18 protein-coding genes are annotated in these 22,524 nt (G+C 69.8%); 3 read left to right on the forward strand and 15 right to left on the reverse strand.

The features are described 5' to 3' along the window. Window positions 1-5 precede the first annotated feature (5 nt). From ABZ707_RS31570 to panD, 3 genes are all read right to left on the reverse strand, one after another. Window positions 6-845: an alpha/beta hydrolase gene (locus tag ABZ707_RS31570; RefSeq protein WP_360181699.1), complete on the reverse strand. Its 840-nt coding sequence runs from the start codon at window positions 843-845 to the stop codon at window positions 6-8. A gap of 59 nt (window positions 846-904) precedes the next feature. Next, on the reverse strand, window positions 905-2,227 hold the full coding sequence (locus ABZ707_RS31575) for an FAD-binding monooxygenase (RefSeq protein ID WP_360181702.1): 1,323 nt from the start codon (window positions 2,225-2,227) through the stop codon (window positions 905-907). Between the two features lie 173 nt (window positions 2,228-2,400). Next, on the reverse strand, window positions 2,401-2,847 hold the full coding sequence (gene panD, locus ABZ707_RS31580) for an aspartate 1-decarboxylase (protein WP_360181705.1): 447 nt from the start codon (window positions 2,845-2,847) through the stop codon (window positions 2,401-2,403). Window positions 2,848-3,201: 354 nt separating this feature from the next. Here panD and zwf point away from each other — a divergent pair, with 354 nt between their 5' ends. Further along, window positions 3,202-4,641 (forward strand): glucose-6-phosphate dehydrogenase, encoded by a 1,440-nt coding sequence (zwf, locus tag ABZ707_RS31585; protein ID WP_360181708.1) that lies wholly within the window; start codon window positions 3,202-3,204, stop codon window positions 4,639-4,641. Window positions 4,642-4,682: 41 nt separating this feature from the next. Here the strand turns inward: zwf and ABZ707_RS31590 are convergent, their stop codons facing one another. Both ABZ707_RS31590 and ABZ707_RS31595 read right to left on the reverse strand, forming a co-directional pair. After that, window positions 4,683-5,342: a response regulator transcription factor gene (locus tag ABZ707_RS31590; protein ID WP_360181710.1), complete on the reverse strand. Its 660-nt coding sequence runs from the start codon at window positions 5,340-5,342 to the stop codon at window positions 4,683-4,685. Between the two features lies 1 nt (window position 5,343). Next, window positions 5,344-6,291, reverse strand: a complete 948-nt coding sequence (locus ABZ707_RS31595) for a sensor histidine kinase (protein ID WP_360181713.1) — start codon at window positions 6,289-6,291, stop codon at window positions 5,344-5,346. Between the two features lie 274 nt (window positions 6,292-6,565). Here ABZ707_RS31595 and ABZ707_RS31600 point away from each other — a divergent pair, with 274 nt between their 5' ends. Then, a complete protein-coding gene (locus ABZ707_RS31600; protein WP_360181716.1) occupies window positions 6,566-6,844 on the forward strand; it encodes a hypothetical protein in 279 nt (92 codons plus the stop codon). Window positions 6,845-6,893: 49 nt separating this feature from the next. Here ABZ707_RS31600 and ABZ707_RS31605 read toward each other — a convergent pair whose 3' ends face one another. Beyond that, window positions 6,894-8,087, reverse strand: a complete 1,194-nt coding sequence (locus ABZ707_RS31605; RefSeq protein WP_360181719.1) for a PP2C family protein-serine/threonine phosphatase — start codon at window positions 8,085-8,087, stop codon at window positions 6,894-6,896. A 196-nt stretch (window positions 8,088-8,283) separates the two neighbouring features. Between ABZ707_RS31605 and ABZ707_RS31610 the strand changes: the two genes are divergently transcribed. Next, a complete protein-coding gene (locus ABZ707_RS31610; RefSeq protein ID WP_360181722.1) occupies window positions 8,284-8,868 on the forward strand; it encodes a TetR family transcriptional regulator in 585 nt (194 codons plus the stop codon). 110 nt (window positions 8,869-8,978) lie between these two features. Here ABZ707_RS31610 and ABZ707_RS31615 read toward each other — a convergent pair whose 3' ends face one another. From ABZ707_RS31615 to ABZ707_RS31655, 9 genes are all read right to left on the reverse strand, one after another. Beyond that, window positions 8,979-9,671: a TetR family transcriptional regulator gene (locus ABZ707_RS31615; protein WP_360181725.1), complete on the reverse strand. Its 693-nt coding sequence runs from the start codon at window positions 9,669-9,671 to the stop codon at window positions 8,979-8,981. An 89-nt stretch (window positions 9,672-9,760) separates the two neighbouring features. Beyond that, window positions 9,761-10,945, reverse strand: coding sequence for a multicopper oxidase domain-containing protein (locus tag ABZ707_RS31620; protein WP_360181728.1), 1,185 nt, complete (start codon window positions 10,943-10,945; stop codon window positions 9,761-9,763). A gap of 269 nt (window positions 10,946-11,214) precedes the next feature. Then, window positions 11,215-14,523, reverse strand: coding sequence for a S8 family serine peptidase (locus ABZ707_RS31625; protein WP_360181731.1), 3,309 nt, complete (start codon window positions 14,521-14,523; stop codon window positions 11,215-11,217). A gap of 517 nt (window positions 14,524-15,040) precedes the next feature. Continuing rightward, entirely contained in the window at window positions 15,041-15,412 is a 372-nt protein-coding gene (locus ABZ707_RS31630) for an SH3 domain-containing protein (protein WP_360181734.1), read from the reverse strand. Between the two features lie 329 nt (window positions 15,413-15,741). Next, on the reverse strand, window positions 15,742-16,284 hold the full coding sequence (locus ABZ707_RS31635) for a DoxX family protein (protein ID WP_360181737.1): 543 nt from the start codon (window positions 16,282-16,284) through the stop codon (window positions 15,742-15,744). Window positions 16,285-16,442: 158 nt separating this feature from the next. Beyond that, the gene (locus tag ABZ707_RS31640) at window positions 16,443-18,449 is read right to left on the reverse strand and encodes an ABC transporter ATP-binding protein (RefSeq protein ID WP_360181740.1); all 2,007 of its coding nucleotides are present in this window, start codon (window positions 18,447-18,449) and stop codon (window positions 16,443-16,445) included. Between the two features lie 50 nt (window positions 18,450-18,499). Next, window positions 18,500-19,402 carry an ABC transporter permease gene (locus tag ABZ707_RS31645; protein WP_360181743.1) on the reverse strand — a complete coding sequence of 301 codons (903 nt, stop codon included), beginning with the start codon at window positions 19,400-19,402 and terminating at the stop codon, window positions 18,500-18,502. Continuing rightward, on the reverse strand, window positions 19,399-20,349 hold the full coding sequence (locus ABZ707_RS31650; protein WP_360181746.1) for an ABC transporter permease: 951 nt from the start codon (window positions 20,347-20,349) through the stop codon (window positions 19,399-19,401). The genes ABZ707_RS31645 and ABZ707_RS31650 overlap by 4 nt, the downstream gene beginning before the upstream one ends. Beyond that, the gene (locus ABZ707_RS31655) at window positions 20,346-22,196 is read right to left on the reverse strand and encodes a peptide ABC transporter substrate-binding protein (RefSeq protein WP_360181749.1); all 1,851 of its coding nucleotides are present in this window, start codon (window positions 22,194-22,196) and stop codon (window positions 20,346-20,348) included. Before ABZ707_RS31655 ends, ABZ707_RS31650 begins: the two co-directional genes overlap by 4 nt. Window positions 22,197-22,524: the final 328 nt, after the last annotated feature.

The raw sequence follows: 22,524 nt of genomic DNA on the forward strand, positions 1-22,524 counted from the left end.
AACGCTCAGCCGCGGCCGGTCCGGCGCAGGATCTCCGCCGCGATCGTCTCCGGGACCTGCTGGGGCTGCCAGTGCGAGACGCCCCGCAGGCGGACGAAGCGGTACTCCCCCGTCACATGGTCCGCGGTGTGCTCCGCGGCGAAACGGCTGACCGACGGATCGTGTTCACTCCAGATGTGTGTGGTGGGCACGGCGACGGGCCCGATCGGACCGTTGTCGTCCCGCAGTGTGCCCGCCCGGTACCACTGGAGCGCGGCCCGCAGTGTGCCGGGGCTGGTGTGGGTGCGGAGGTAACGCTGGATCTGCTCCTCGCTCAGCACACCCTCGCCGCCCTGCCGGTACCAGCCGTCGAGGCCCGCCGCGCCGTCGGCGAGGAAGGAATCGGCCGCGTCCTCGGCGCTGAGTGTCTCGATGTACCCGGAGTTGTCCCGCTGCTCCGGGTCCACCCGCAGTGCGTGCTGGTAGGCGTCGAGGTGCGGGAAGGCCGCCGCCGTCAGGCTCCGCACCCGTTCCGGGGTCCGTGCCGCCAGGTACCAGCCGACGACGGCGCCCCAGTCATGGCCGGCGACATGTGCCGAGGTGATGCCGAGGGCGTCCAGGATGCCCAGCGCGTCGCCCGCCAGCTCCGGCAGCGCGTAGGCCGCCGTCGCCTCCGGCCGGGCACCGGGTGAGTAGCCGCGCTGGTCGGGAGCGATGGTGCGCAGCCCCGCCCGGTGCAGGACCGGCGCGATGTCGCTCCAGGACTGCCGGTTGTGCGGGAAGCCGTGGAGCAGCAGAACCGGATCGCCGTCCTCCGGTCCCGCCACATCGACGTCGAAGGTCAGCTCGCTCAAGGTGATCCGCATCAGGGCTGCCTGTCCGTGGGAGGTGGGGGTGCCGGCCGTGGGGAGCCAAGTCCGCCGGGTCAGGCGGGGCCCAGCGCCTCGCGCACGCTCGGGGCGCGCAACGCCTCGGGCGGGTCGACGAGACCGATGACACGCGCGTAGGCCGCCGCGACGGCGCCGTCCCGCTGCGCTGCCTCCAGGACCCGTCCGACGTATTCCTGGTCCGCGAGGATCTCCGGTGTCCTGATCCCCTCGACCCCGGGAAAGCCCAGATCGTTGCTGAGCGCCTGCCGCCACGCCTCGTCCACCGCCTCGCGGGCCAGGTCGCCGAAGAAGGCGGCCGGATCGGGGACGCCGTCGCCCGCCGCGTGTTCGCGCAGGACGAGCGAGCCGAGCGCGGCGACCGTCATCCCCTGTCCGTACGTCGGGTTGAAGCTGCACACCGCGTCCCCCATGGCGAGCAGCCCGGACGGGAAGCGCTCCATCCGCTCGTAGCGGCGGCGCAGGCTGGCGGGGAAGCGGTACGACACCGGGGCGTCCAGCGGCGTGGCGTCGACCATCGCCTCGTAGATCTCGGGCGAGGAGAGCGACTTGAGGAAGTCGAGGAAGCCCTCCGGGTCGGTGGGCGGTACGTCGCCCAGGATTCCGTACGCGGTCACGACCTGGCGCTCACCGTCGATACGGGCGCATATCGCTCCCCGGGGGTTGTCCGGGGTGGCGACGACATCGACGGACAGGTCACCGGGCGACGGCTCGGCCCCGGCCCGGTAATGACGGGTCGTGTAGGTGAGACCGACCTTCGTCCGGTCCTCCTGGACGACCGGCCAGCCGTGGTCCGCCAGCCACCGGGGCACCTGCGAGCCCCGGCCCATGGTGTCGACCACCAGATCGGCGTCGACGTCCAACGTGCCGTCACGCCGGTCGCGGTCGACCGTCCGTACGCCTGTCACCTGCTGGTTGCCGGGCGCGAACCGGAGTCCGACGACCTCTCTGCGGTCGAGGAACGAGACATTCACCAGCGCGCGCACCCGGTGCCGGACGCGCGCCTCCAGCGTGGGCCGGGACACGGACACCGCGAGCAGGCCGGAATGGCCCTTGCTCATCGGTACACCGTCCATGATCCAGCGGACATCGCCGGCCACGTCGCCCGTGACGGCGCCGGCCGCCTCCAGTTCTTCGGTGATACCGGGGAAGTACTCTTCGAGGATCTGCTGGCCCCGGGCCAGGATTCCGTGCACATGGCGGCCCTGCGGTATGCCCCGCCGGTTCTCGGGGAGGTCGGTCAGCTCGTCGCGGTCCACCACGACGACCTCGTCGTACACCTCCGACAGCGCCCGGGACGCGAGCAGGCCCGCGATACTCCCGCCCAGCACGACGGCCCGTCGCGACTTCTCACCCGTCATGGCGGGGTGCCTCCTCAATTCCGTCACCGCTCGTATCCGACCCCCGCAACGTCCGCCACTGGGGGACACGTGTGTCCCTCAGGACTCAGGGACGCTAACTCCGGCCGGTAACGGGTGACCCACTGACCGGTAATCGCGCTGCCGCGACCGTTGACAGCGGAGGCACACGGCGGTCAGCCCTCAGACACCCCCGCGCGGCTCACGCTCGCGACGGAGTGCGGGCCGCGTGCGGTACGGCTTCCCGGCACGGGCGCGGACATGTCGGCGCCGAGCGCGACGACGCGGTTCTCCGCGCCGACATGTACGACCTTCGGGGTGAGGGCCCGCGCCTCGGCGTCGTCCACCTGGGCGTAGCTGATGAGGATCACCAGATCGCCGGGGTGGACAAGATGCGCGGCCGCGCCGTTGATGCCGATGACACCGGAGCCGCGTCCGCCCTCGATGACATAGGTCTCCAGGCGGGCACCGTTGTCGATGTCGACGATGTGCACCAATTCACCGGGGAGCAGGTCGGCCGCTTCCATCAGGTCGGCGTCCACGGTGACGGAGCCCACGTAATGGAGGTCCGCCCCGGTCACGGTGGCGCGGTGGATCTTGGACTTGAGCATGGTACGCAACATGGAGGCACTCCTGAATCTCAGCTCCCTGCCTGCGTTTGTGCAGGTCAAGGGCGGTTCCCCACTCTACAGCGCGTCGCGTGCCGACGAAGCCGGGGCGGGTCACGCGGGATACGCCGCACCGGTCGTGGTGGCGCGCCGGGTCCGCAGGGAGACGGCGCGCTCCAGCGCGGAACAGGGGTCCTCGCCGACGCGGCGGCTTCACAGGACCGGCTCTTCGCCCGCACCGGGGTCGCGCCGCCCGCCGGACGCGCGGGTCCAGAAAGCCCGGGTGCCCATCGGTGCGTCCTCTTGGTATTGGCCGTCTTCGTGCACACGCTGGACCCCGGCCACCTCCCGAGAGTGAGTTGATGCCCCATGACCTCTGCCGACCGGACTGCGGCAGCGCCCTCGGCCCCGCGGATCCTCGTCCTGTTCGGCGCGACCGGTGACCTGGCCCGCCGCAAGCTCTTTCCCGGCCTCTACCGCCTGTTCCACGCGGGGATGCTGCCCGCGCACTTCACAATCATCGGCTCGGGCCGGCACTCCCCCGGTACGGACGAGGAGTTCCGCGGCCGGTTGGCCGAGGCCGTACGCAAGCACGCGGCGGAGGCGTTCGACGAGGAGTCCTGGGCCGGATTCGCCCGCCACATCAGCTTCCAGACCTCGTCGGCCGAGAACGGTGAGAAGCTGGCGGCGGCCGTGCGGCGGGCCCAGCGGGAGGCCGGGGAATCGGCACAGACGCTGATCTATCTCTCCGTCCCGCCCAGCACCATGAAACCCATGATCCAGATGCTCGGCGCCACAGGCATCGCCGAGGACGCCTCCCTCATCATGGAGAAGCCCTTCGGTACGGACGAGGCGAGCGCGCGCGCTCTGAACGCCGCCATCCACGAGGTGGTACCGGAGGAGCGCGTCTTCCGCATCGACCACTTTCTCGGCAAGGAGCCGGCGCAGAACATCCTGGTGCTCCGCTTCGCCAACGGCCTGTTCGAACCGGCGTGGAACCGCGACCACATCGCCTATGTGCAGATCGATGTGCCGGAGCGCATCGGCATTGAGGGCCGTGCGGCGTTCATGGAGGGCACGGGGACCCTCCGCGACATGGTGTCCACCCATCTGTGCCAGATCCTCGGCTTCATCGCCCTGGAGCCGCCAGTGCGTATCGGCGCCCAGGAGCTGCGGGCCGAGAAGTACAAGCTCTACCAGTCCCTGCGCCCCTTCGACCCGGACGAGGTCGTCTTCGGGCAGTACGAGGGCTACCGCGAGGAGGAAGGGGTCGACCCGCACTCGACGGTGGAGACCTTTGTCGCCGTCCGCGCCTGGGTGGACAACTGGCGCTGGCAGGGCGTGCCGTTCCTGCTGCGCACGGGCAAGTCGATGGCGGAGAACCGCCGGGTGGTGACCATTGGCTTCCGCGATCCGCCACTGGCGTTGTTCGGCTCGACGGCGTGCCGGCGACAGGCGCCCAATGAGCTCATCCTGGAACTCACCGACGAGCCGGAGGTGTCCGTAGCCCTGCGGGCCAAGCGGCCCGGACCCGAGCTGGTCGTCGGCGACGCGCGCATGGACCTCCGGTTCGAACAGGCATTCCCGGGCGTCCAGCCCCTGGAGGCGTACGAGAAGCTGCTGCTGGACGCCATGCACGGGGACCAGACACTTTTCACAGGAGCGAACGAGATCGAACGCCTCTGGCAGGTGTGCGATCCCGTACTGCGCGACCGCCCCGCACCGCTCCCCTACGCGCCGGGATCCTGGGGGCCGGAGGCGGCGTCGCGGCTGGCCGGTGAGCGCGGCTGGCGGCTTCCCGAGGGCTGATGCGCGGTGGGCCGACAGGAGATCGCAGACGGGGACGGTCCTCAGGCTTCGATCAGGCCGACGCGGATGGCGTAGCGGGTGAGCTCCAGCCGGTCCTTGAGGTCGAGTTTCTGGAGCAGGTTGGCACGGTGGCGTTCAACGGTTTTGACGCTGATGACGAGGATGCCGGCGATCTCCTGTGAGCTGTGGCCCTCGGCGACGAGCTTGAGGATCTCCTCCTCGCGGTCGGTGATCGCCTTGGCGGGGACGGCGCCGCCCTGGTGGGTGCGGTCGAGGTATGTGCGGATGAGGGCGTTGACAGCGCCGGGATAGAGGAAGGGCTCGCCCCGCATGGTCGCGCGGCAGGCTTCGATGAGGTCGCGGTCTGCGACGGACTTGAGGACATAGCCGGAGGCGCCGGCGCTCAGGGCCTCGAAGAAGAACTGCTCGTTGTCGTACATGGTCAGCATGAGGATGCGCAGGCCGGGCTGGACGCGGGACAGTTCGCGCGCCGCCTGGAGGCCGGTCAGGCGGGGCATGGCGATATCGAGGATGGCCAGATCGGGATGGTGGGCGCGGGCCTGGGCGATCGCCTCGGCCCCGTCGCCGGCTTCGGCGACGACGGTCAGGTCGGGCTCGTTGTCGAGGATGAGACGGACGCCGCGGCGGACCAGGGCGTGGTCGTCGGCGAGCAGGATGCGGGTGGGGGTCGCCCGGGACATGTCAGGTTCTCCCTTCGCCGACGGGTACGGTCAGGCACACTTCCGTACCGCCGTGAGCGCCCGGGCCGAGGGTCAGCCGGGCGCCGATGAGCAGGGCGCGCTCGCGCATGCCGCGCATCCCGGAGCCTTCGGTGGTACGGCCGAGGCCATGGCCGTCGTCGCGGACGCGCAGTTCCACTCCGGTCGCGGTGCGGTGGAGCGTGAGGTCGGCGCGGCGGGCGCCCGAGTGGCGGGCGGTGTTGGTGAGACTCTCCTGGGCCACGCGGTAGAGGACGAGCTCGGTGTCCTGGCCCATGGGCGGCAGGTCCCCGGCGATGTGCTGGTGCACGGTGAGTCCGGGGGCGGAGATCTCGGTGGTGAGCGCTGTGAGTGCGCTGGCCAGGCCGAGTTCCTCCAGGACGCCGGGACGCAGACGCCGGGCGATGCGGCGGATCTCGTCCAGGCTGGCACGCGTGGTCTCCTGTGCCTGCCGGAGGTCGTCACCGACGGGGGGCGGGGCGTGGTCGGCGACGCGTTTGAGTTCGAGCAGCACGGCGGTGAGGGTCTGGCCGATCTCGTCGTGGAGTTCCTGGGCGATGCGGCGGCGTTCGGCTTCCTGAGCGGCCAGAGCACGGGCGGCACTGGTGGCGCGCTCGGCTTCCAGGCGGTCGAGCATGGTGTTGAAGGTGGTGATCAGTTCGGCGATCTCGCGCTGGCCGCCGGCCTCGGGGCGTGGCCCGGGGCGCAGCAGGTCGGTGGTGGTCATGGCACGGGTGAGCCGTTGCAAGGGGGCGAGGGCGATCCGGAGCAGGACGGCGTCCGCGATCAGCATGGCCGCCAGTCCGGCGACAAGGACGGCGACCTCGGTGAGCAGGACGGGGGTGGAGACGGTGACGGGCCCCAACAGCAGCGCGGTGGCCACGACCAGCACGAGTGCGTTCAGCAGGAAGAGCCGCCAGAACAATGACACCGCGCCCGCCTCCCTCCAGTGCGCCCCTCACCACCCACTATGGGCGCTGTGGCCGGGAGTGCGCCGCAGGTGCCCCGTCCGGGGCGCTCTCCCGTGGGCCGGCAGCCCCACGGGCCGGCGCCGTGAGGCGGAGACCCTCGGTGCCCACACCCATGCCGGCGCTCGTCCGGGACGTGCCACCGCCAGAAATGGGGGTCAATACCGATACCGGACGCACCGGGGGCGGGGAGAGGGTGGAGACGTCACCAATCCGGCCCGATCTCCGGGAGGGAAGATGCCCGACGGCACCGACAAGTCCCTGGCAGGTCTCGCAGAGCGACTGGCGCCCGACACGCGCTTCGCCCGTGCTGCCATTCCCCGGCACCCGGGTCGGCCGCGCGCGAAACGGCGGGGCCCGGCCTGGATCATCATGTCCCTGGCGATCGCGCTGCTGGTCGCGGGCATGATGCTGCCGAATGGTTTGCTCATCGCGGCGGCTCTGGTACTGGCGGGAGTGGCGGGCCAACTGCTCGAACACCGGGGCGCGGCCCGGCAGGGCCGGTGGCGCGGCTGAGGCCCCCACTGACCGGTACGTACGGCGCCGGGCACCGGGCACCCGGCGATCAGAGTTCGCTGCCGTTGACCCGCTGGTTTTCCTTGGGGCGGTGTACCGGGATGTGCGGGCCATGGAGGTGCAGCCGGGACGGCGCACGTTCGATGACCAGGAGAGCGGCGTCGTCGCAGAGGTGCTTGCCGGTGTGGGTGAGCAGATCGTCGTGGATTCGCCGCAACAGGGCTTCGGGGCTGCACATGGGGAACGAGGCGAGCCGCTCCTCCAGCGGATAGAAGGCGCCGGCCGGAGAACGGGCCTCAATGACCCCGTCGGTGTAGAGCAGAAGGGCGTCGCCGGCTTCAAAGGTGAACGTGTCGGTGCGGTGGGCCGTTTCCAACGGTTCGCACACGCCCAGCGGCGGCGCGGGCGAGTGCGAATGCAGAACCTGGACATCGCGTCCACGCAACAACAGCGGCGGCGGATGGCCACAGTTGACCATCTCGGCCCGTGAGTCGTGGTCGGGGATGTCGAGTGTGAGCGCGGTGATGAAGTGCTCGCCGTGATCGTGCTCGATCTCGGTGGCCTCTTCGACACTCCGGCTGACGCTCTCTTCGAGAGCCGTCACCAGCGTGGGCAGGGTGGCGCACCGGTGGGCACCCTCGCGAAAGGCGCCCAGCACGACCGATGCCTCGCCGATGGCGTCCAGACCCTTGCCCCGTACATCGCCGATGATCGCGCGGCTGCCGTGTGCGGTACGGGCGACCCCGAACAGATCGCCACCGATCTGGGCCTCGTCCTCGGCAGCCAGATAGAGCCAGGCGACACACAGCGGCCCAACCCGCCGGGGCGGCGGGCGCAGCAGTACTCGCTGCGCCGTCTCCGCCACCGAACGCACCCGGCTCAGCTCCTGGCCACGCTTTTCGCGCACCAGGCAGACCAGGGTCACCAGAGTGGAGAGAACGGTCAGCGCGATGATCTGCGCGATGTGATTGGTCGAGTTCAGGCCACCTTGGGCTCCGGCGATCAGTACCTCGGCCGACACCGCCAGCGCCCCGATCAAAGAGGTGAGGCGCGGTCCCGCGAAGGAGACGGTGAGTGCGGGCGCGACCACCAGCAATGGCCCCAGGTGGACATCCACCGGCATATGTATGTCCACAATGGTGATCACCACGATGAGCGTGATCGGAATCGCCACCAGCCCACGCCCGAGCGGGTGCTCCAGGAGGCTCTCCACACGCAGACGTGGAAAACGTTGAATGCTCATTTGTCCGATTTACCCACTGATCTGCGTTCTATGCAGTCGGTGGATCCTGTCGACGGGATCCAGTCGACAATGTGGCCCGGACGGAGCCGGCACCCGGCACCGACCGCTCCCCCCTGGACTCTCAGAAGCCCCCGGCGTCCCCCTCGGGTCCCCCCGCCAAGTCTCATCTATCCAGTTAGTCGGCTATGCTTGCGAGATGATTCGAGACGCGCAAGCCACGAAGCAGCGACTGGTCGAGGCCGCGGCCGAGGAATTCTCGGCCTACGGCATCGCCGGGGCGCGCGTCGACAGGATCGCCGCGGCCTCACGCAGCAACAAGGCGCAGATCTATCACTACTTCGGCAGCAAGGAGCGTCTTTTCGACGCCGTGATGACATCGGTCGTGTCCGAGACCGCGGGCAAGATCCCCATCGATGTCGATGATCTGCCGGAATACGCGGGCCGGCTTTTCGACTGCTACGAGGACAGTCCGCGCATCGCCAGGCTCGCCACGTGGTACCGCCTGGAACGGACCCTTGGCCCCAACCAGGTCGACGTACTCTCGGACACCATCAGGGACGAGCTCGATCAGATCAGCCGGGCTCAGGAGGCGGGTACCCTGCCGTCGAGCTACCGGCCGGCGGACCTGCTGAACCTGGTACTGCACCTCTCCTTCCTCTGGGCCTTTGTGTTCCCTGAGCTCCAGGGGGAGTTCGCGCGGACCTCTCGCAGTCATCGCCGCCGCGTCCTCACCGACGCGGTGAAGGCCCTGCTGACCCAGGACGGCGCCGAGAATCGCTGACCGAATTCTCCGCCGCTTCCCGGGGTGCCGTTGTGGTCACTCCGCGCGGGCCGAACGCGCTCGAATACGGGCGAGCGGCGGTCGCCGGCCGGGGCTCCGTCCTTCGCCGGTCAGGCGTCCGGTGCCGTACGGCTCGCGGTCGCGCCGGCCGCCGGTACCGGCCGGGGCCATCCCGTGTCGACCGCTTTGCCCGAGGGCCGGTCAAGGCCGCCGCCTTCGAGGGACCGGGAGCGCGGCGGCGCGGCCAGAAGCGCGGCGACGGAGTCGGTGACGAGCCGGCGGCGTTGGCCCCTGCTGCTCTTCCCTGCCACGAAGTGATATTCCGGCGTCTGCGCAGTCCAGGTCGCGGCGAGCGTGAGCACCAGGGTCAGCAGGTCGGTCGCGGTGAAATGGTCGGGGACCAGCCCGCTCTTCTGCGCCTTCTCGATGGCGTCGATCTTGTCGAGACTTGAGCTGATGATGGACTGGACCGGCCGATGCCGCTCGGCGCGCTCCAGCCGGTACCAGGCCGCCAGACGCGAGACCTCCGGCAGCTCCTCGTAGCCGTCGAAGAGCCGGCCCGCGTATCCGGGCAGGTCGCCGGGGTCCATGGGGATCTCCTGGGTGGCTTTGACAACGAGCGCCTCGAAGACGGCGTCGAAGAGCGCCTCCTTGCTCCCGAAGTAGTAGTAGATCTGCGCCTTGTTGGACCGGGCCGACCTCGCGATGCGCTCCACCCGCCCGCCGGCGATGCCATGGGCCGCGAACTCCTGCGTGGCGGCCTCGATGAGTCTCTCCCGTGTTGTCTGCGCTTCCCCTGCCATGACACCACACTACCTAGCTAACCAGGTAGTTGACAATTTCGCCACCACACCAGCCCAGCGGGGCGTCGCCGGCTCCGTCTCAAGCCGGGTCAGCGGACCTGGTAGCGGGTGATCATGCCCTCCTCCATGTGGTCGTCGACATGGCAGTGGTACAGCCAGATACCGCGGTTGTCGGGCCGCATGTCCGCGGTGACCATCGTCGCGGGCAGCAGATTGATGACATCGGTGCGCTGCTTGGCGACCTGCACGGTGTTTCCGTGCCAGTGCGGAGTGTGCTGGTCCTGTTCGCTGCCCATGGCGAACGCGTACCAGCGCACCCGTTCGCCCTTGGCCATGGTCATGGCGGTGTGGGTATTGTCCGTCCCGGCCGGCCCATTGCCCCACAGGTAGCCGTTGACAGAGGACTTGGTGTTGCTGTCCTGAAAGACCGCGTCGTTCAGATCAGGGCGCTGGCCGGGGGCGAAGCGGGTGATGTTCCGGCGGAGATAGGGGCTGTCGTTCTCGTTGAACAGGGTGAAGAAGGTGAAGAACTCGCGGTCGACATCGGCCGGTCCCCCGTCCGCTCTGGCGGCGCCCCGCCGGGTGATCACCAGCGGACCGACCAGACCGGCCTGGGTACCGGGGACGCCCATGTCCAGGGCATGGTCGTGGTAGAGCCAGACCAGGGAGGAGGGGTCGTCCGGCCCGGGTCCCGACCGCTCCGGCACCTGCCAGGTGTAGGTGTAGCTCTTGCCCGGAGCGATGGCGTCGTCGGCCTTGTCGGCGCCGGAGGTACCGTCGTCGCCCGGAGTGCCCTCGTTGGCCTTGGTGTAAAACACACCGTGCGGGTGCACCGACACCGGAAAGATGGCGTTGTTCCTGAACACCACACGGATCGTGTCGCCGACCTCGGCCCGGATCACAGGCCCGAGAATGCCCAGGTGCGCCCCCCGCGCCGGCCGCTTGACCAGCGTCGTAAAGGAGCCGTCGGTGTACTGCCGGTACTGCGCCTTCTCGTACCGAGGACCCAGCCGGCCGCGCCCGGCGACGGTCCACCTGTGCTCCTTGCTGGTGAACGCCGCCCCCGAGATCAGGTTCCGGCCCTGCGGGACGTAGTTCCAGGTCACTGTGTCCGCCGCGATGTAATACGTACGTACCCGATTCTGCGCGACGGGCCCCTTTGCGCCGTCCGGGCTTCCGCAACCGGCCAGGGCGGGGGTCGCCGCCAGCGCCGCGCCCCATGCCAGCACGCGACGCCGCGATGTCTCACCGCCTGCCGGACCAGCAACCGTCATCCGACGACCTCCCGTGCGGGACCGCCGCCCCGCCGGGCGACGGCCAGTGCCTCAAGCGCCTCTCCGGCTGCTCATGGACGACACATTAGGTCGACTGCGGTCGCCGCGCCCGCGCGCGGACCGGGACCGGGCGTCCGCCCAACGTCCAGGCGGCAGACGGTGGCTCGGCGGTAGCCCGGGCTCGTAGGAGAAGGCCCGCCACGGCGACGGGCGGGGGGGGCGGCGGCCGTGTGAGCCGCCGCGCCGCGCCGTCCGGCGTGCCGCCGCCGCTACCGCGTCCGGTAGGCGTCGAGGACCGTCTGCGTGGAGACGGCCCCCCGCCGGTCCACGACGTCGGCCTGGAAGGAGACCGTGCCTCCGGCCGCCGGATTCACCACCGTCACGGCCCCGTCGCGCACCACCAGCCGCGACCAGGTCGTTCCTCGGTCGTAGGAGGCGTACACCGCCAGCGACGCCAGATCCCGGCCGGCGGCCGAGCCCTGCACGGTGACCGGCACACGCTGCCGGGCGCCCGCCGCCGCTGTGGAGTCGGGGGCGAGTCGTGGTGTGTAGCGCACCACGCTCGCCGGGACCGCCGTGGCCCTCGCGGTGTGGCCCGAGGTGAACTCGGCCGACCAGCTCACCTCCGTACTGACCGCCGACACACCGGACTCGGCCCGGCGGACGGTGGTGACGAGCCGGTAGCGGGCCCTCGCGCCGGGCAGGTCGAACACGGCGGAGTCCAGTCCGCCCTCCACCGTGGCGAATTCCTTGCCGTCGCGGTAGAGCGTGGTGCTGGAAGAAGCCGTGTCGTACAGGCTTTCGCCGCCGTGTCCCGCGCCGTCGGCGAAGGGGCTGATCGAGCCGGTCAGCCGGTCGCCGTCCCTGCTGAGTCCCCCGCCCGCGCCCGTACCCAGGGCCGGTCCGAAGACCCCGCTGTTGAAGTCCTCGGTGTAATCACGCCCACCGTGGTACGAGCGGGCCGGCAGCCGGTACTCCGCCTCGACGGTCCTGCCTCTCGTCTGCTGGAAGGTCCGCTGCCAACTCCGGCCGCCCTGGACATAGGTGGTGACGGTCCCCGGCAGAGCGGTGAAGGAGTAGGCGGAGACGGCGGCGCCGGGGGTACTGACGATCTGGCCGGAGCGTCCGCCGACCGAGGCACCCTGGTGCGAGGTGATTCGCGCGAATTCTCCGCGCCGCGGATGGAGGGTGCGGCCGGTGTAGAAGGCGTCCTTGACGGTGTCGGCGAGCAGATACTGCGCGCTGTCCGACTCGAAGGTGGCGACGATGTGCGAGGACACCGTGCCGCGCGCCGGCGGCGGGCCCACCTGCTGGGTGCGGAAGCCCTCCGTCAGCGTGCCGATGTAGAGGGCGATCGGTCCCGGTGCGCCGTCGGGGGTGATGGTCACGAACCCCGACGCGTACGAGGCGTCCGGGTCCGGTGCCGCCAGGTCGATCAGTTTGGTCTTCCGCGCGTCGACCGGGAGTGTGGTGTCCTTGTCGAGCAGAAGCCGGGGCGCGGCGACAAAGTCGTCGCCGATGTAGTAGAGCTCGGGGCTCAGCAGCGGCACTTCGCCGAGGACGGTGTAGTGGGCGCGGGGCAGCCGGAGTTGGGCCGTCCCGCGGTCACCGGAGACGGCGACCATGGTGTCCGCGTCCAGGTTGTAGATGTATCCCGACCAGTCGCCGTCCGCCGGCACCGAGCCGTCACGCGCGGTCGCCCGGAGCGTGAGGTTGTACATCTCACCCTCCAGGTTGAGCGCGCCCGCGGTCCGGACGCTCTGCTTGCTGGCGCTCGCGGTGACGGCCAGGCTGTACACGCCGAGGGTGCCGCCGAGCCTGGCGTCCGCCGTCACATCGACGGACGCGGTGCCACCGGCCGGGACGCTCACGCTGGACGCGCCGAGCGTGAAGAAGCCGTCCGGCGCGGGCGTTCCCGCCGGTCCCGTGGCGGTGGCGGACAGGTCCAGGGTGATCGCCGCGCCGCCGGTGTTGCGGTAGGTGAGGGTCTTGGTGATCGGCTGGTCGTCGTCGTGCGGCCAGGCGGGGGCTCCGAAGCTCAGCGAGGCCGGCTCCGCGACGACGCTCTGGGCGACGGCCCGGGTCATGTCGACGCGGCCGCTCCCCTGCTCCACGGCGCTGTAGGGGCCCGGCCTCGCGGACCCGACGAGCGCCTCCTTGAGCCGTGTGCCGCTCCATTCCGGGTGTTGTTGCGAAAGGAGCGCGGCGGCGCCCGCCACATGCGGAGTGGCCATCGAGGTGCCGGAGATCGTGAGATAGCCGGGCGCCGGATGCGGAGTCCCCGGGCTGGTGTCGATACGGCTCCCGGCCGCTGCCGCCGCGGTGATGTCCACGCCGGGCGCGGTCAGATCGGGCTTGAGGCCGCTGTCGCCCGCACGCGGTCCCCGGGAGGAGAAGCTCGCGAGTGCGTCCTGCTTGTCGACGGCCCCCACGGTGAGCGCGCTCTGCGCGGTGCCCGGAGAGCCCAGTGTGCCCGCTCCGGGTCCGTCGTTGCCCGCGGCGATCACGAACAGGGCCCGGTCCGAGAGCTTGTTGACGGTCTCCTCCAGCGGATCGTCACCAGGGGTGTCGCCGCCGCCGAGAGAGAGATTGACGATCGTGGCGCCCTGTTCGACCGCCCACTCCATGCCCGCCATGATCGAGGATTCGGTGCCGGCGCCACCGTCGTTGAGCACCTTGCCGCTGATCAGTTCCACTCCGGGCGCCACCCCCTTGTACTTCCCTCCGGAAGCGGCGCCGGTGCCGGCGATCGTCGAGGCGACATGCGTTCCATGGCCGAAGTGGTCGGTGACATCAGGGGTGTTGGTGAAGTTCTCCTCGGCGACCACCTGGGACGCCAGATCGGCGTGGCGGGTGTCCACGCCCGTGTCCAGCACGGCGACCCGCACCCCTGCGCCGTCGTAGCCGGCGTGCCAGGCGTCCGGTGCCCCTATCTGCGGCACACTGACATCGAGGGATGCCTTGACCAGGCCGTCGAGGCGGAGGGAGCGCACTCCTGGGGCGAGCCGGTGGCCCTGGGCGGAGCCGGTGGTAAGCGAGGTCCACACCGCGGCGGCGCTCGGCCCGCGTACGGTCAGCGCTTCGCCGCCGACCGAGCCGATCTCGGCGCGTACGGTCGTGCCGGGCTGGGCGCGCAGTGTGTCACGCGTGGCGGAGCGCGATCCCGGGCTCGTGTAGGTGACGATCAACGGGATCCCGTCACCGACGAGTTCGCGGTATTCGGGGCGGCTCAGCTCGGTCACGTCGAACAGCCGCATGTCGAGTTTGCCGGTGGCGATCATTCCGGCGGCGTCCGAGGGCAGTACGTAGGTGTGCCCCTTGACCTCACGGATCTGGGCCGGGACGGACTGACGGCCCTTGGCGGGCCGTAGTCGCACCACCTTGCCCCGGCCGTCCAGGAGGACCTGGTCACCGGTGATCAGGGTAACTGTCCCGCCCGGACCGATGGTTGTCTTCGCCGAGGTCCCGGTGTCGCGCTCCCGCCCGGTGGACGGCAGGGCCGTCATCCCGGTGGTCGCGAGTATCAGCGCCGCGGCGCCGGCCAGGACGGCGGCCGTCGTTCTCTTCGATCTGCGCAAGGTGCCCCCCATGCCCGTCCGGGAGGCCTGCCGCCCACCCGTGACGTGGACACGCTAAGAGGACCTTGATCGCTGCGTCAATCGGATGATTCCGTTGCATACCCACCATGTGGGCACGACTGCCGCCGGTGTTCCCAGTGCGTTCGGCACATCGCTCCGGCCCCGGCCCGGAACGCCGGCAACCGCCGCGCGTGGTTGCCGGACGTCCCGTTGGGCCGGACATCCCGTCCGCCCGGATGCCCCGTCCGGTGGGGGCCCTCGTCAGCGGCCCGGTGCCGGGGTGATCGTAAGGGCCGAGGAGTGCGCTGCTCGTCGTTCCCGCACACGGGCGGGGCGCGCGGCCCGGTACACCCGTCGAAGGGGCCCGCCCCGGGAGGCATCATCAATGCGCTCCCGCGGAGGCGTCGGCCGACATGCCGACTGGGATCTCCAGCGGTCGGCTGGAGCAACTCCGCTACGCGGGCGGTCAGTTGTCAGGACGATCGTCGTCGGCCGGGTCTCTCGCGGCCCGGGGCCGTCAGTCCTCGCAGTACGGCACGTACGACAGGTTCTGGACGTAACGGGCCGCGACATAGCCGGGCGCTCCGTCCGCGAGCAGGTACCAGAGGTTGTTGCCGTTCACATTCTGTCCCCTGACCTTGCAGTCCAGGGCGACGATCGCGCCCGGCCGGAGCCCGCCCAGGGACGGGGAGTTGGTGGTCGGGTCCTCACGGATGTTCAGTGTGATCCTTGAGACCACCTTTCCCTTGGGAAGAGCCGGCCAGGAGACCGAGGCGGTGGCTTCCGGGGTGGTGGCATGGGCCGGTGTGGCGGCCAGGACTCCGGAACCAGCGACCACGAGTACGGCGAAGGTTGTAGTGACTCGACGCTTGATGCCCAGCTTGTTCATGATTTCCTCCCTTGTCGGGGTCACTTTTATGACATGCCGGGCGGCATGGTGACCAGACACAGGAAGAACCGTCACTCGGACGAGATGCCAAACCTGAACAGGAGTGCCCTTCTTCGTACGAAAAGGAGACACGGTGTCGCACCCGCCGTCACTCACCTCCATGAGCACCACAACGGGGGTGAGTTACGAGAGTGGCGCCGCCCGGCCATCGGTGGGACGGGGATCGCGAGTCACCTCCGGCCCAACGCCAACTCGCGTACGGCGATGCTCCGTTCGAGCCTGGCGCCGGGGCTCTGCTGCCCGTCCCCGGATCTGGCGGCCGGCGGCTGTCAGCCCTCGGTGCCGGCGTCCTTCGGGTCCTGGGCCGCCGCCGTCGCCCGGGCCCGCCTGCAGATGATCAGGGCCGCGGCGGCCGAACTCCCCGCGAGCGCCGCGGGAACCATCCAGGGCCGGTCGAGGCGGTAGCAGGTGACATGGTCGAGCGAGTAGCGGCCGGCGCCCATGACCGCGAGGGAGGCGGCGGCCCAGCCGAGGAGGACCGGATATTCGGCGCCGCCCGACTGATTGAAGAAACCGTTGGGAGCGTGCACCGAGGCAGCCGTCGCCATCTCGCCCACCACCGCCGCCCCCGCCGCCGGGGTGGCCAGGCCCAGGGCCAGCAGCGCCCCACCGCCGGCCTCGGCGAGCCCGGCGGCGACCGCGCTCGCCCTGCCGGGCCGGAAGCCCATCGCCTCCATGCCCTGGGCGGTCGCTTCGATCCCTCCACCGCCGAACCACCCGAACAGTTTCTGGGCACCGTGCGCGGCGAGTACCGCTCCGGTGCCGAGCCGCAGGGCGAGCAGGCCGAGGTCGCTTCGGTTCTGACAGGTCATCGCGGGCTCCGGGGTGTCGAGGCGAGGGCGTACCCCTCCACTCTCGGCGGCACGGCGCCCGGGGGGACAGCGATGCTGGGCCGTACGAGTCAGATCCGCCGGTCACGGCCCGGACGCCGTGCGGTTGGCCGCCGTGCGCCCCGGCCCGACACACCGGCTCAGACCAGCGGAAAGTGGCAGGCGACCTGGTGACCGGCGCCCGCCGGGGTGGTCACCGGCGGTTCGGTCTCGGCGCAGATGTCCTGGGCGATCGGGCAGCGCGTACGGAACCGGCAGCCGGAGGGCGGATGCGCCGCGGACGGTGTCTCGCCGCCGAGCGGTGCGCGGCCGGGCCCGGCCCGGTCCGGTTCCGGGACATTGACGGTGTCGAGGAGGCCACGGGTGTACGGGTGCAGTGGACCGGTGTAGATCCGCTCCGCCGGGCCCGCCTCCACCAGCTTGCCGAGGTACATCACTCCGACCGTGTCCGCGAGGTGGCGGACGACGGCCAGATCGTGCGAGATGAGGAGATAGGTCAGGCCGAGGTCGCGCTGGAGGTCCCGCATGAGGTTGAGGATCTGTGCCTGGACGGAGACATCGAGCGCGGAGACCGGCTCATCGGCGACGATCAGCTCCGGGGAGAGCGTCAACGCGCGTGCCAGGCCGAGGCGCTGTCGCTGGCCTCCCGAAAACTCGTGCGGATAGCGTTCGACGGCGCCGCGCGGCAGACCGACCGCGTCGAGCAGTTCTCCGACCGTACGGTCCTGGTCCGCGCGGTCGCCCACCCCCTGGATGACCAGAGGCTCGCGCAGGATGGTTCCGACGCGCATACGGGGGTCCATGGCGGCGGTGGAGTCCTGGAACATCAGTTGTATCTTCCGGCGGTGGGCGCGGCGCCGGCCACGGTCCATCTCCGTCAGGTCCTGGCCCTCGAACGCGATCGAGCCCGAGGTGGGGGTTTCGAGTCCCGCGACAAGCCGCCCGAGGGTGGTCTTGCCGCAGCCGGACTCGCCGACCATGCCGAAGGTCTCACCCTTCCTGACGCTCAAGGTGACCCCGCCGACAGCGCTGACCGTGCCGCGCCCACGGGAGAACGGACCGCCGGTCAGCGGGAAATCCTTGTGGAGGCCGGTGATCTCCAGCAGCGCCGCGCCGGACGGCACGACGGCCGACTGCCGCCCGGCGCCGGACGGCACTTCCTCGCGCTCCGCGCCGCTGTCCTCGGGCACGGGGTGGAAACAGGCGAACCGGTGGTCCCCCTCGCTCAGCGCGGGCTCCTGCGCACGGCACACCTCGGTGGCGTACGAACAGCGCGCGGCGAAGCGGCAGCCGTGCTGGGGAACGGCGAGGTTGGGCGGCAGCCCGGGGATGGTACGCAGTTCGGTGGCGCCGACGAGTGCCCTCTCCGGGAGGGCGGCGAACAGTGCCTCGGTGTAGCGGTGCCGGGGGCGCGCGAAGAGGTCCCGTACGCCGGACGTCTCGGCGACCTTGCCCGCGTACATCACCGCGACCCGGTCGACGCGGTGGGCGATGACGCCGAGGTCATGGGTGACCAGAATCATCGCCATGCCGAGGCGGGAGCGGAGATCGCCGATGAGTTCGAGTATCTGGTGCTGGGTGGTGACATCGAGAGCGGTGGTGGGCTCGTCGGCGATCAGGAGCTTCGGCTCGCAGACCAGTGCCATGGCGATGGCCACTCGCTGGCGCATCCCGCCGGAGAGCTGGTGCGGATAGTTCCTCATCCGCTCCGCCGGGCGCGGCATCCCGACGAGTCCGAGCATCTCCTCCGCTCTGGCCCATGCCTCCCGCTTGGTCAGGTCGCGGTGGAGCAGCAGGGGCTCGGCGACCTGGGCGCCGATGGTCATGGTGGGATTGAGGGAGGTCAGCGGATCCTGGAAGACCATGCCGATGGTGTCGCCGCGGACGTCCCGCAGAAGGCGTTCGCCTCCGGCTGCGAGATCATGCCCGTCGAAGAGGATCCGGCCCGCCGTGACGGCGCCGCCGGCCGGAAGCAGGCCGAGCACGCTGAGTGCGGTCATCGTCTTTCCGCAGCCGGACTCGCCGACCACACCGAGGGCTTCGCCGGGGGCCAGATCGAGGCTGATTCCGTCGAGGGCGTGGACGGTCCGGTCGCGGGTCGCTATGTCGACGTGCAGGTCGTCGATCCGGAGCAGCGGATCGGTCATGGGTGGTTCCTCCGGACGGTGCGGCGGTGGAAAGGGCGGTCAGGCGGCGGCTACTTCTTCTGGAGCCGCACTTCGAAGGCGTCCCGGAGGCCGTCACCGATGAAGTTGAAGGCGCCGACGACCAGCACGATGGCGATACCCGGCGGGAAGATCAGCCACCAGTAGCCGTTCTGGGTGTAGGTGATGCCCGCGGAGAGCATCGAGCCCCAGTCGGTGGCGGGCGGCGGGACGCTCAGACCGAGGAAGGCCAGGTAGCTGACATAGAGGATGGCGTCGGCTATCTGGAAGGTGCAGTTGACGATGACCGTGCCGATGGCGTTGGGCACGATGTGCCGGAACACGGCGCGGACACCACCGCCACCCATCATCCGCATCGCCTGGACATACTCGCGGTCGCGCAGGGCGAGCGCCTCACCCCGGACCAGCCGGGCCGGGGAGAGCCAGGCCACCGCCGCGATGATCATGACTAGAACGCCCTCGCTGGGTGTGATGATCGCCGCGACGACCACCAGCAGGAACATCGCGGGGATGGCGAGCGCGGCATCGGTGATCCGCATCATCACGGCGTCGGTCCAGCCGCCGAAATAGCCGGAGACCGCTCCCCAGACCGTGCCGAAGAGTGTGGCGAGCAGCCCGGCGGCGAGGCCGACTTCCAGGGAGGACCGGCCGGCCGTCATCAGCCGGCCGAGCAGGTCGTATCCGAGGTCGGTGGTGCCGAGGAGGTGGCCGGGGCTGCCGGGCGGCAGGTTGGCCCGGGACAGGTCGGTGTGGACCTGGTCGGTGGGATGGATCAGCGGGCCGAGGTAGCAGAACGCCAGCAGCAGTACGAGCACGATCACACCGGTGAGGGCCAGTTTATTGCCGGTGAAGACCCTCAGGGTACGGCGGGCGAGGGAGGGGGTCGCCAGGTCGGCGTCCTCGTGGCCGGGCGCCACGACAGCGGCGGTGCTCATGAGACGCTCCGGATCCTGGGGTCGAGAACGGCGTAGACGATGTCGGTCAGAAGCGATCCGACGACGGTGGCGACGCCGACGACCAGCGTCACCCCGAGCAGGACGGGAAAGTCGGAGCCCTGCGCGGCGTTCCAGAACAGCAGTCCCATCCCCGGGTAGTTGAACATCGCCTCGACCACCAGCGCGCCGCTGAACAGCGTCGGCAGATACAGGCCGAGGAGTGTGACGAGCGGGATGAGCGCGTTGCGCAGGACATGTTTCACAAGGATCCGCCGGTTGGACTGGCCCTTGGCCGCCGCGGTGCGCACATACTCCTCGGTGAGGTTGTCGAGGGTGGCGGAGCGCATGTAGCGGCTGAACATCGCGATGATGCCGAGTGCCATGGTGACAATGGGCAGCACCATGCCGGAGAACCCGCTGAAGATGGAGGAGAGGGACTCCCCTTGCGGTGCTTCGGCGGGGAACAGCGGCAGTGTCTGGCTGAAGACGACGATGAGGATCAGTCCGAGGAAGAAAACCGGGGTGGCGTAGGCGAGAAAGGCCGCGCCGGTGAGCAGATAGTCGGTCGTCCTCCCCCGGCGCACGGCCTGCACCAGCCCGAGCGGAATCGCGACGATCACGGCGAGCAGGGTGGCGAGCGCGGTGAGCACCAGTGTTTTGGGCAGCCGCTGGACCAGCAGATCGGCCACCGGCTGGTTGAGTTTGTAGGACTCCCCCAGGTCCCCGGTGAGCAGGCGTTTCAGATAGGCGAGATATTGCAGGGGCAGTGAGCGGTTGTAGCCCTGGACGTCGTTGAAGTGCGCGATCTGCTGGGCAGTGCCCTTGGGCCCGAGGATGGCGCGAGCGGGTCCGCCCGGCAGCAGATGGAGCAGGACGAAGACGATGACCGACACCAGGAAGAGGACGACCACCGCCTGGAGCAGGCGTTTGACGAGAAAGCCGGTCACTGGTCGGCTCCCTTCTTGACGTAGTACCAGTCCTGGGGGGCGATGGTGACGGTCGGGTTCTGGTCGACGCCGCGCAGGTCGTTGCGGATGACGGAGACCTGGTAGGCGGGGTTGGGCATCCACATGACGGGCAGTTGCCTGGCGAGATATTCGCCGTACGCGTGTGTGGCGTTGGGGTCCGCCGAGTACTGCACGGCGCGGATGAGCCGGTCCGCCCTCGGGTCGGAGTAGTTGCCGAAGTTGGCGGAGGCCCCGGTGGAGAAGAGCTGCTCACCGCTGGGGTTGAGCGGGTAGTACCAGCTCCCTGCCGTTCCGAAGAACGACATGTCCCACGCGCAGCCGGGCTCTCCCGCCTTGCAGGGCACGGAGTTCCCGAGGACGGAGTTGAGCGGTTGCTGACGTATCGTCAGGTCGATACCGGCCTTGCTGAGGGAGGACTTCAGCTCCTGCATCATGTTTGTCGTCTCGGTGGAGCCCGACTGGGAGAGCAGTGTGAGCCTCAGCGGCGCGTTCTTCCGGATGCCGGCCCCGCACTCCCCCGCGCCGGTACCGGGTCGTACACAACGGGCCTCACCGTCGTGGATGCTCCAGCCGTGTCCGGTCAGCAGGGCCCTGGCCCTGCTCACGGAGTACGGATACGGGTTCCGTTCCATGGAGTCGGAGAGGTACTGCGTCTTCGGCTTGGCGGGCACGGGGCCGAGCGTCGGATCGGCGCTGCCCTGCCAGACGACATCGCTCATGGCCCGCTGGTCGACGAGGTGCTGCATGGCCTGGCGTAGGTAGAGCTGCCTCATCTCCGGTCCCGCGTGGGAGGAGTTGAAGTTGTAGACGATGTAGGTGACCGCCCAGCCCTCCCACGGGTCGACGCGGTAGCCCCGGCTCTCGAACTTCGCCTTCTGCGCCAGCGCGGAGGGCGGGATGTAGCCGTAGTCGACCCCGCCGGAACGCAGCACATTGAATTCGGAGTCGGTGGTGGTGAAGGGCTTGAGGACGACCTTGTCGAGGTGCGGCCGGTCGTCGCCGGTGTACCGGGGGTTCGGTACGAGAGAGACCTGGCCGGAGTCCCGCCATTCGGCTATCTTCCAGGGGCCGTTGATCGTTTTCCAGAGCGGGTCCCTGGCATAGGAGCCCAGGCTCTTGGAGTGCCGGGTCAGCCGGGCGAACACGGCCTTGGCCCCGGCGGTGGTGCGGTCCCAGTCCCCCGTCTTCCCACCGTCGGTCTTCGCGTCCCAGGCGGCCTGCGGCAGGGCGCGCATCAGTGTGAGCTGGTTGGCGGTGAACCAGTCGGGGTTGTACGCGCGGTCCAGGCGCAGCCGTACGGTGTGCGCGTCGACGGTCTCGAAGCGTTTGACGTTGTCGGGCATCGTGCCGACCGAGTAGTTGCCCCAGTCCGCCTTGTTGGCCTTGACCAGATTGAACCAGAACTCGATGTCCCGTGAGGTCACAGGACGTCCGTCGGACCAGGTGATGTCCTCGCGCAGCGGCACGGTGACGGTCGTGTTCCCATCGCTGTAGACGGGCTTGCCGCCAAGGGTGTTGGGGCCGGTGGTGGTGAGCGCGCCGTCCCGTTTCACCGCGTCGTACACCGGCAGGTACAGCAGCGACTGGATCGCGTAGTTGTAGGAGGCGCCATAACCGGGCGCGCCGATGGGGAAGATCCAGTTGGGGGTCGCGGCCGGCGGCAGGGCCATGGTCGCGGTACCGCCGCGCACGGGGACACCGCCGGTGGGAGCCATGTCGATCCGGCCGCCGTCCTGCGTGCAGCCGGCCAGCACCGCGACGAACACTGCCCCGGTGACCGCCGCGGCGAGTGCGCGAAGCCGCGCGGGTGAGCGCCCTGGGCGCATGGGTGGGCCTCCATCGGTCCGGCGGAGAGCCGACACGGCGATCGGCCCGGGACGCCTGAAAGTTAGGACCGACAAGAAAAGTAAGTCAAGGGCCGCAGCCGGGAACCCGACCCTCCCTGACGGGGAAAATGCCGCTATCAGCAGCAATTGTCCGGTCGCCTTGATAAAGACTTTCCCTGCCTCCCTGGCGGAAGTCGGGGCGAGATCGCTAACTTACATCGAGGAAACGCGAACTTAGAGGATGTCTCACGTGGCGAGCTTCGCGAGTCTTTTGTAGCAGGTGAGGGCTGCGGCGAGGCCGAGGAAGGCAAGGAAGTGGCTGCCCTTT

This window comes from Streptomyces sp. NPDC006923 (assembly GCF_040635655.1).
Taxonomy (GTDB): Bacteria; Actinomycetota; Actinomycetes; order Streptomycetales; family Streptomycetaceae; genus Streptomyces.

Bases quoted from the DNA above. Each gene is read 5' to 3' on its own strand.
- ABZ707_RS31570 (WP_360181699.1), bottom strand. From the start codon at position 845: ATGCGGATCACCTTGAGCGAGCTGACCTTCGACGTCGATGTGGCGGGA.
- ABZ707_RS31575 (WP_360181702.1), bottom strand. From the start codon at position 2,227: ATGACGGGTGAGAAGTCGCGACGGGCCGTCGTGCTGGGCGGGAGTATC.
- panD (WP_360181705.1), bottom strand. From the start codon at position 2,847: ATGTTGCGTACCATGCTCAAGTCCAAGATCCACCGCGCCACCGTGACC.
- zwf (WP_360181708.1), top strand. From the start codon at position 3,202: ATGACCTCTGCCGACCGGACTGCGGCAGCGCCCTCGGCCCCGCGGATC.
- ABZ707_RS31590 (WP_360181710.1), bottom strand. From the start codon at position 5,342: ATGTCCCGGGCGACCCCCACCCGCATCCTGCTCGCCGACGACCACGCC.
- ABZ707_RS31600 (WP_360181716.1), top strand. From the start codon at position 6,566: ATGCCCGACGGCACCGACAAGTCCCTGGCAGGTCTCGCAGAGCGACTG.
- ABZ707_RS31605 (WP_360181719.1), bottom strand. From the start codon at position 8,087: ATGAGCATTCAACGTTTTCCACGTCTGCGTGTGGAGAGCCTCCTGGAG.
- ABZ707_RS31610 (WP_360181722.1), top strand. From the start codon at position 8,284: ATGATTCGAGACGCGCAAGCCACGAAGCAGCGACTGGTCGAGGCCGCG.
- ABZ707_RS31615 (WP_360181725.1), bottom strand. From the start codon at position 9,671: ATGGCAGGGGAAGCGCAGACAACACGGGAGAGACTCATCGAGGCCGCC.
- ABZ707_RS31620 (WP_360181728.1), bottom strand. From the start codon at position 10,945: ATGACGGTTGCTGGTCCGGCAGGCGGTGAGACATCGCGGCGTCGCGTG.
- ABZ707_RS31630 (WP_360181734.1), bottom strand. From the start codon at position 15,412: ATGAACAAGCTGGGCATCAAGCGTCGAGTCACTACAACCTTCGCCGTA.
- ABZ707_RS31635 (WP_360181737.1), bottom strand. From the start codon at position 16,284: ATGACCTGTCAGAACCGAAGCGACCTCGGCCTGCTCGCCCTGCGGCTC.
- ABZ707_RS31640 (WP_360181740.1), bottom strand. From the start codon at position 18,449: ATGACCGATCCGCTGCTCCGGATCGACGACCTGCACGTCGACATAGCG.
- ABZ707_RS31645 (WP_360181743.1), bottom strand. From the start codon at position 19,402: ATGAGCACCGCCGCTGTCGTGGCGCCCGGCCACGAGGACGCCGACCTG.
- ABZ707_RS31655 (WP_360181749.1), bottom strand. From the start codon at position 22,196: ATGCGCCCAGGGCGCTCACCCGCGCGGCTTCGCGCACTCGCCGCGGCG.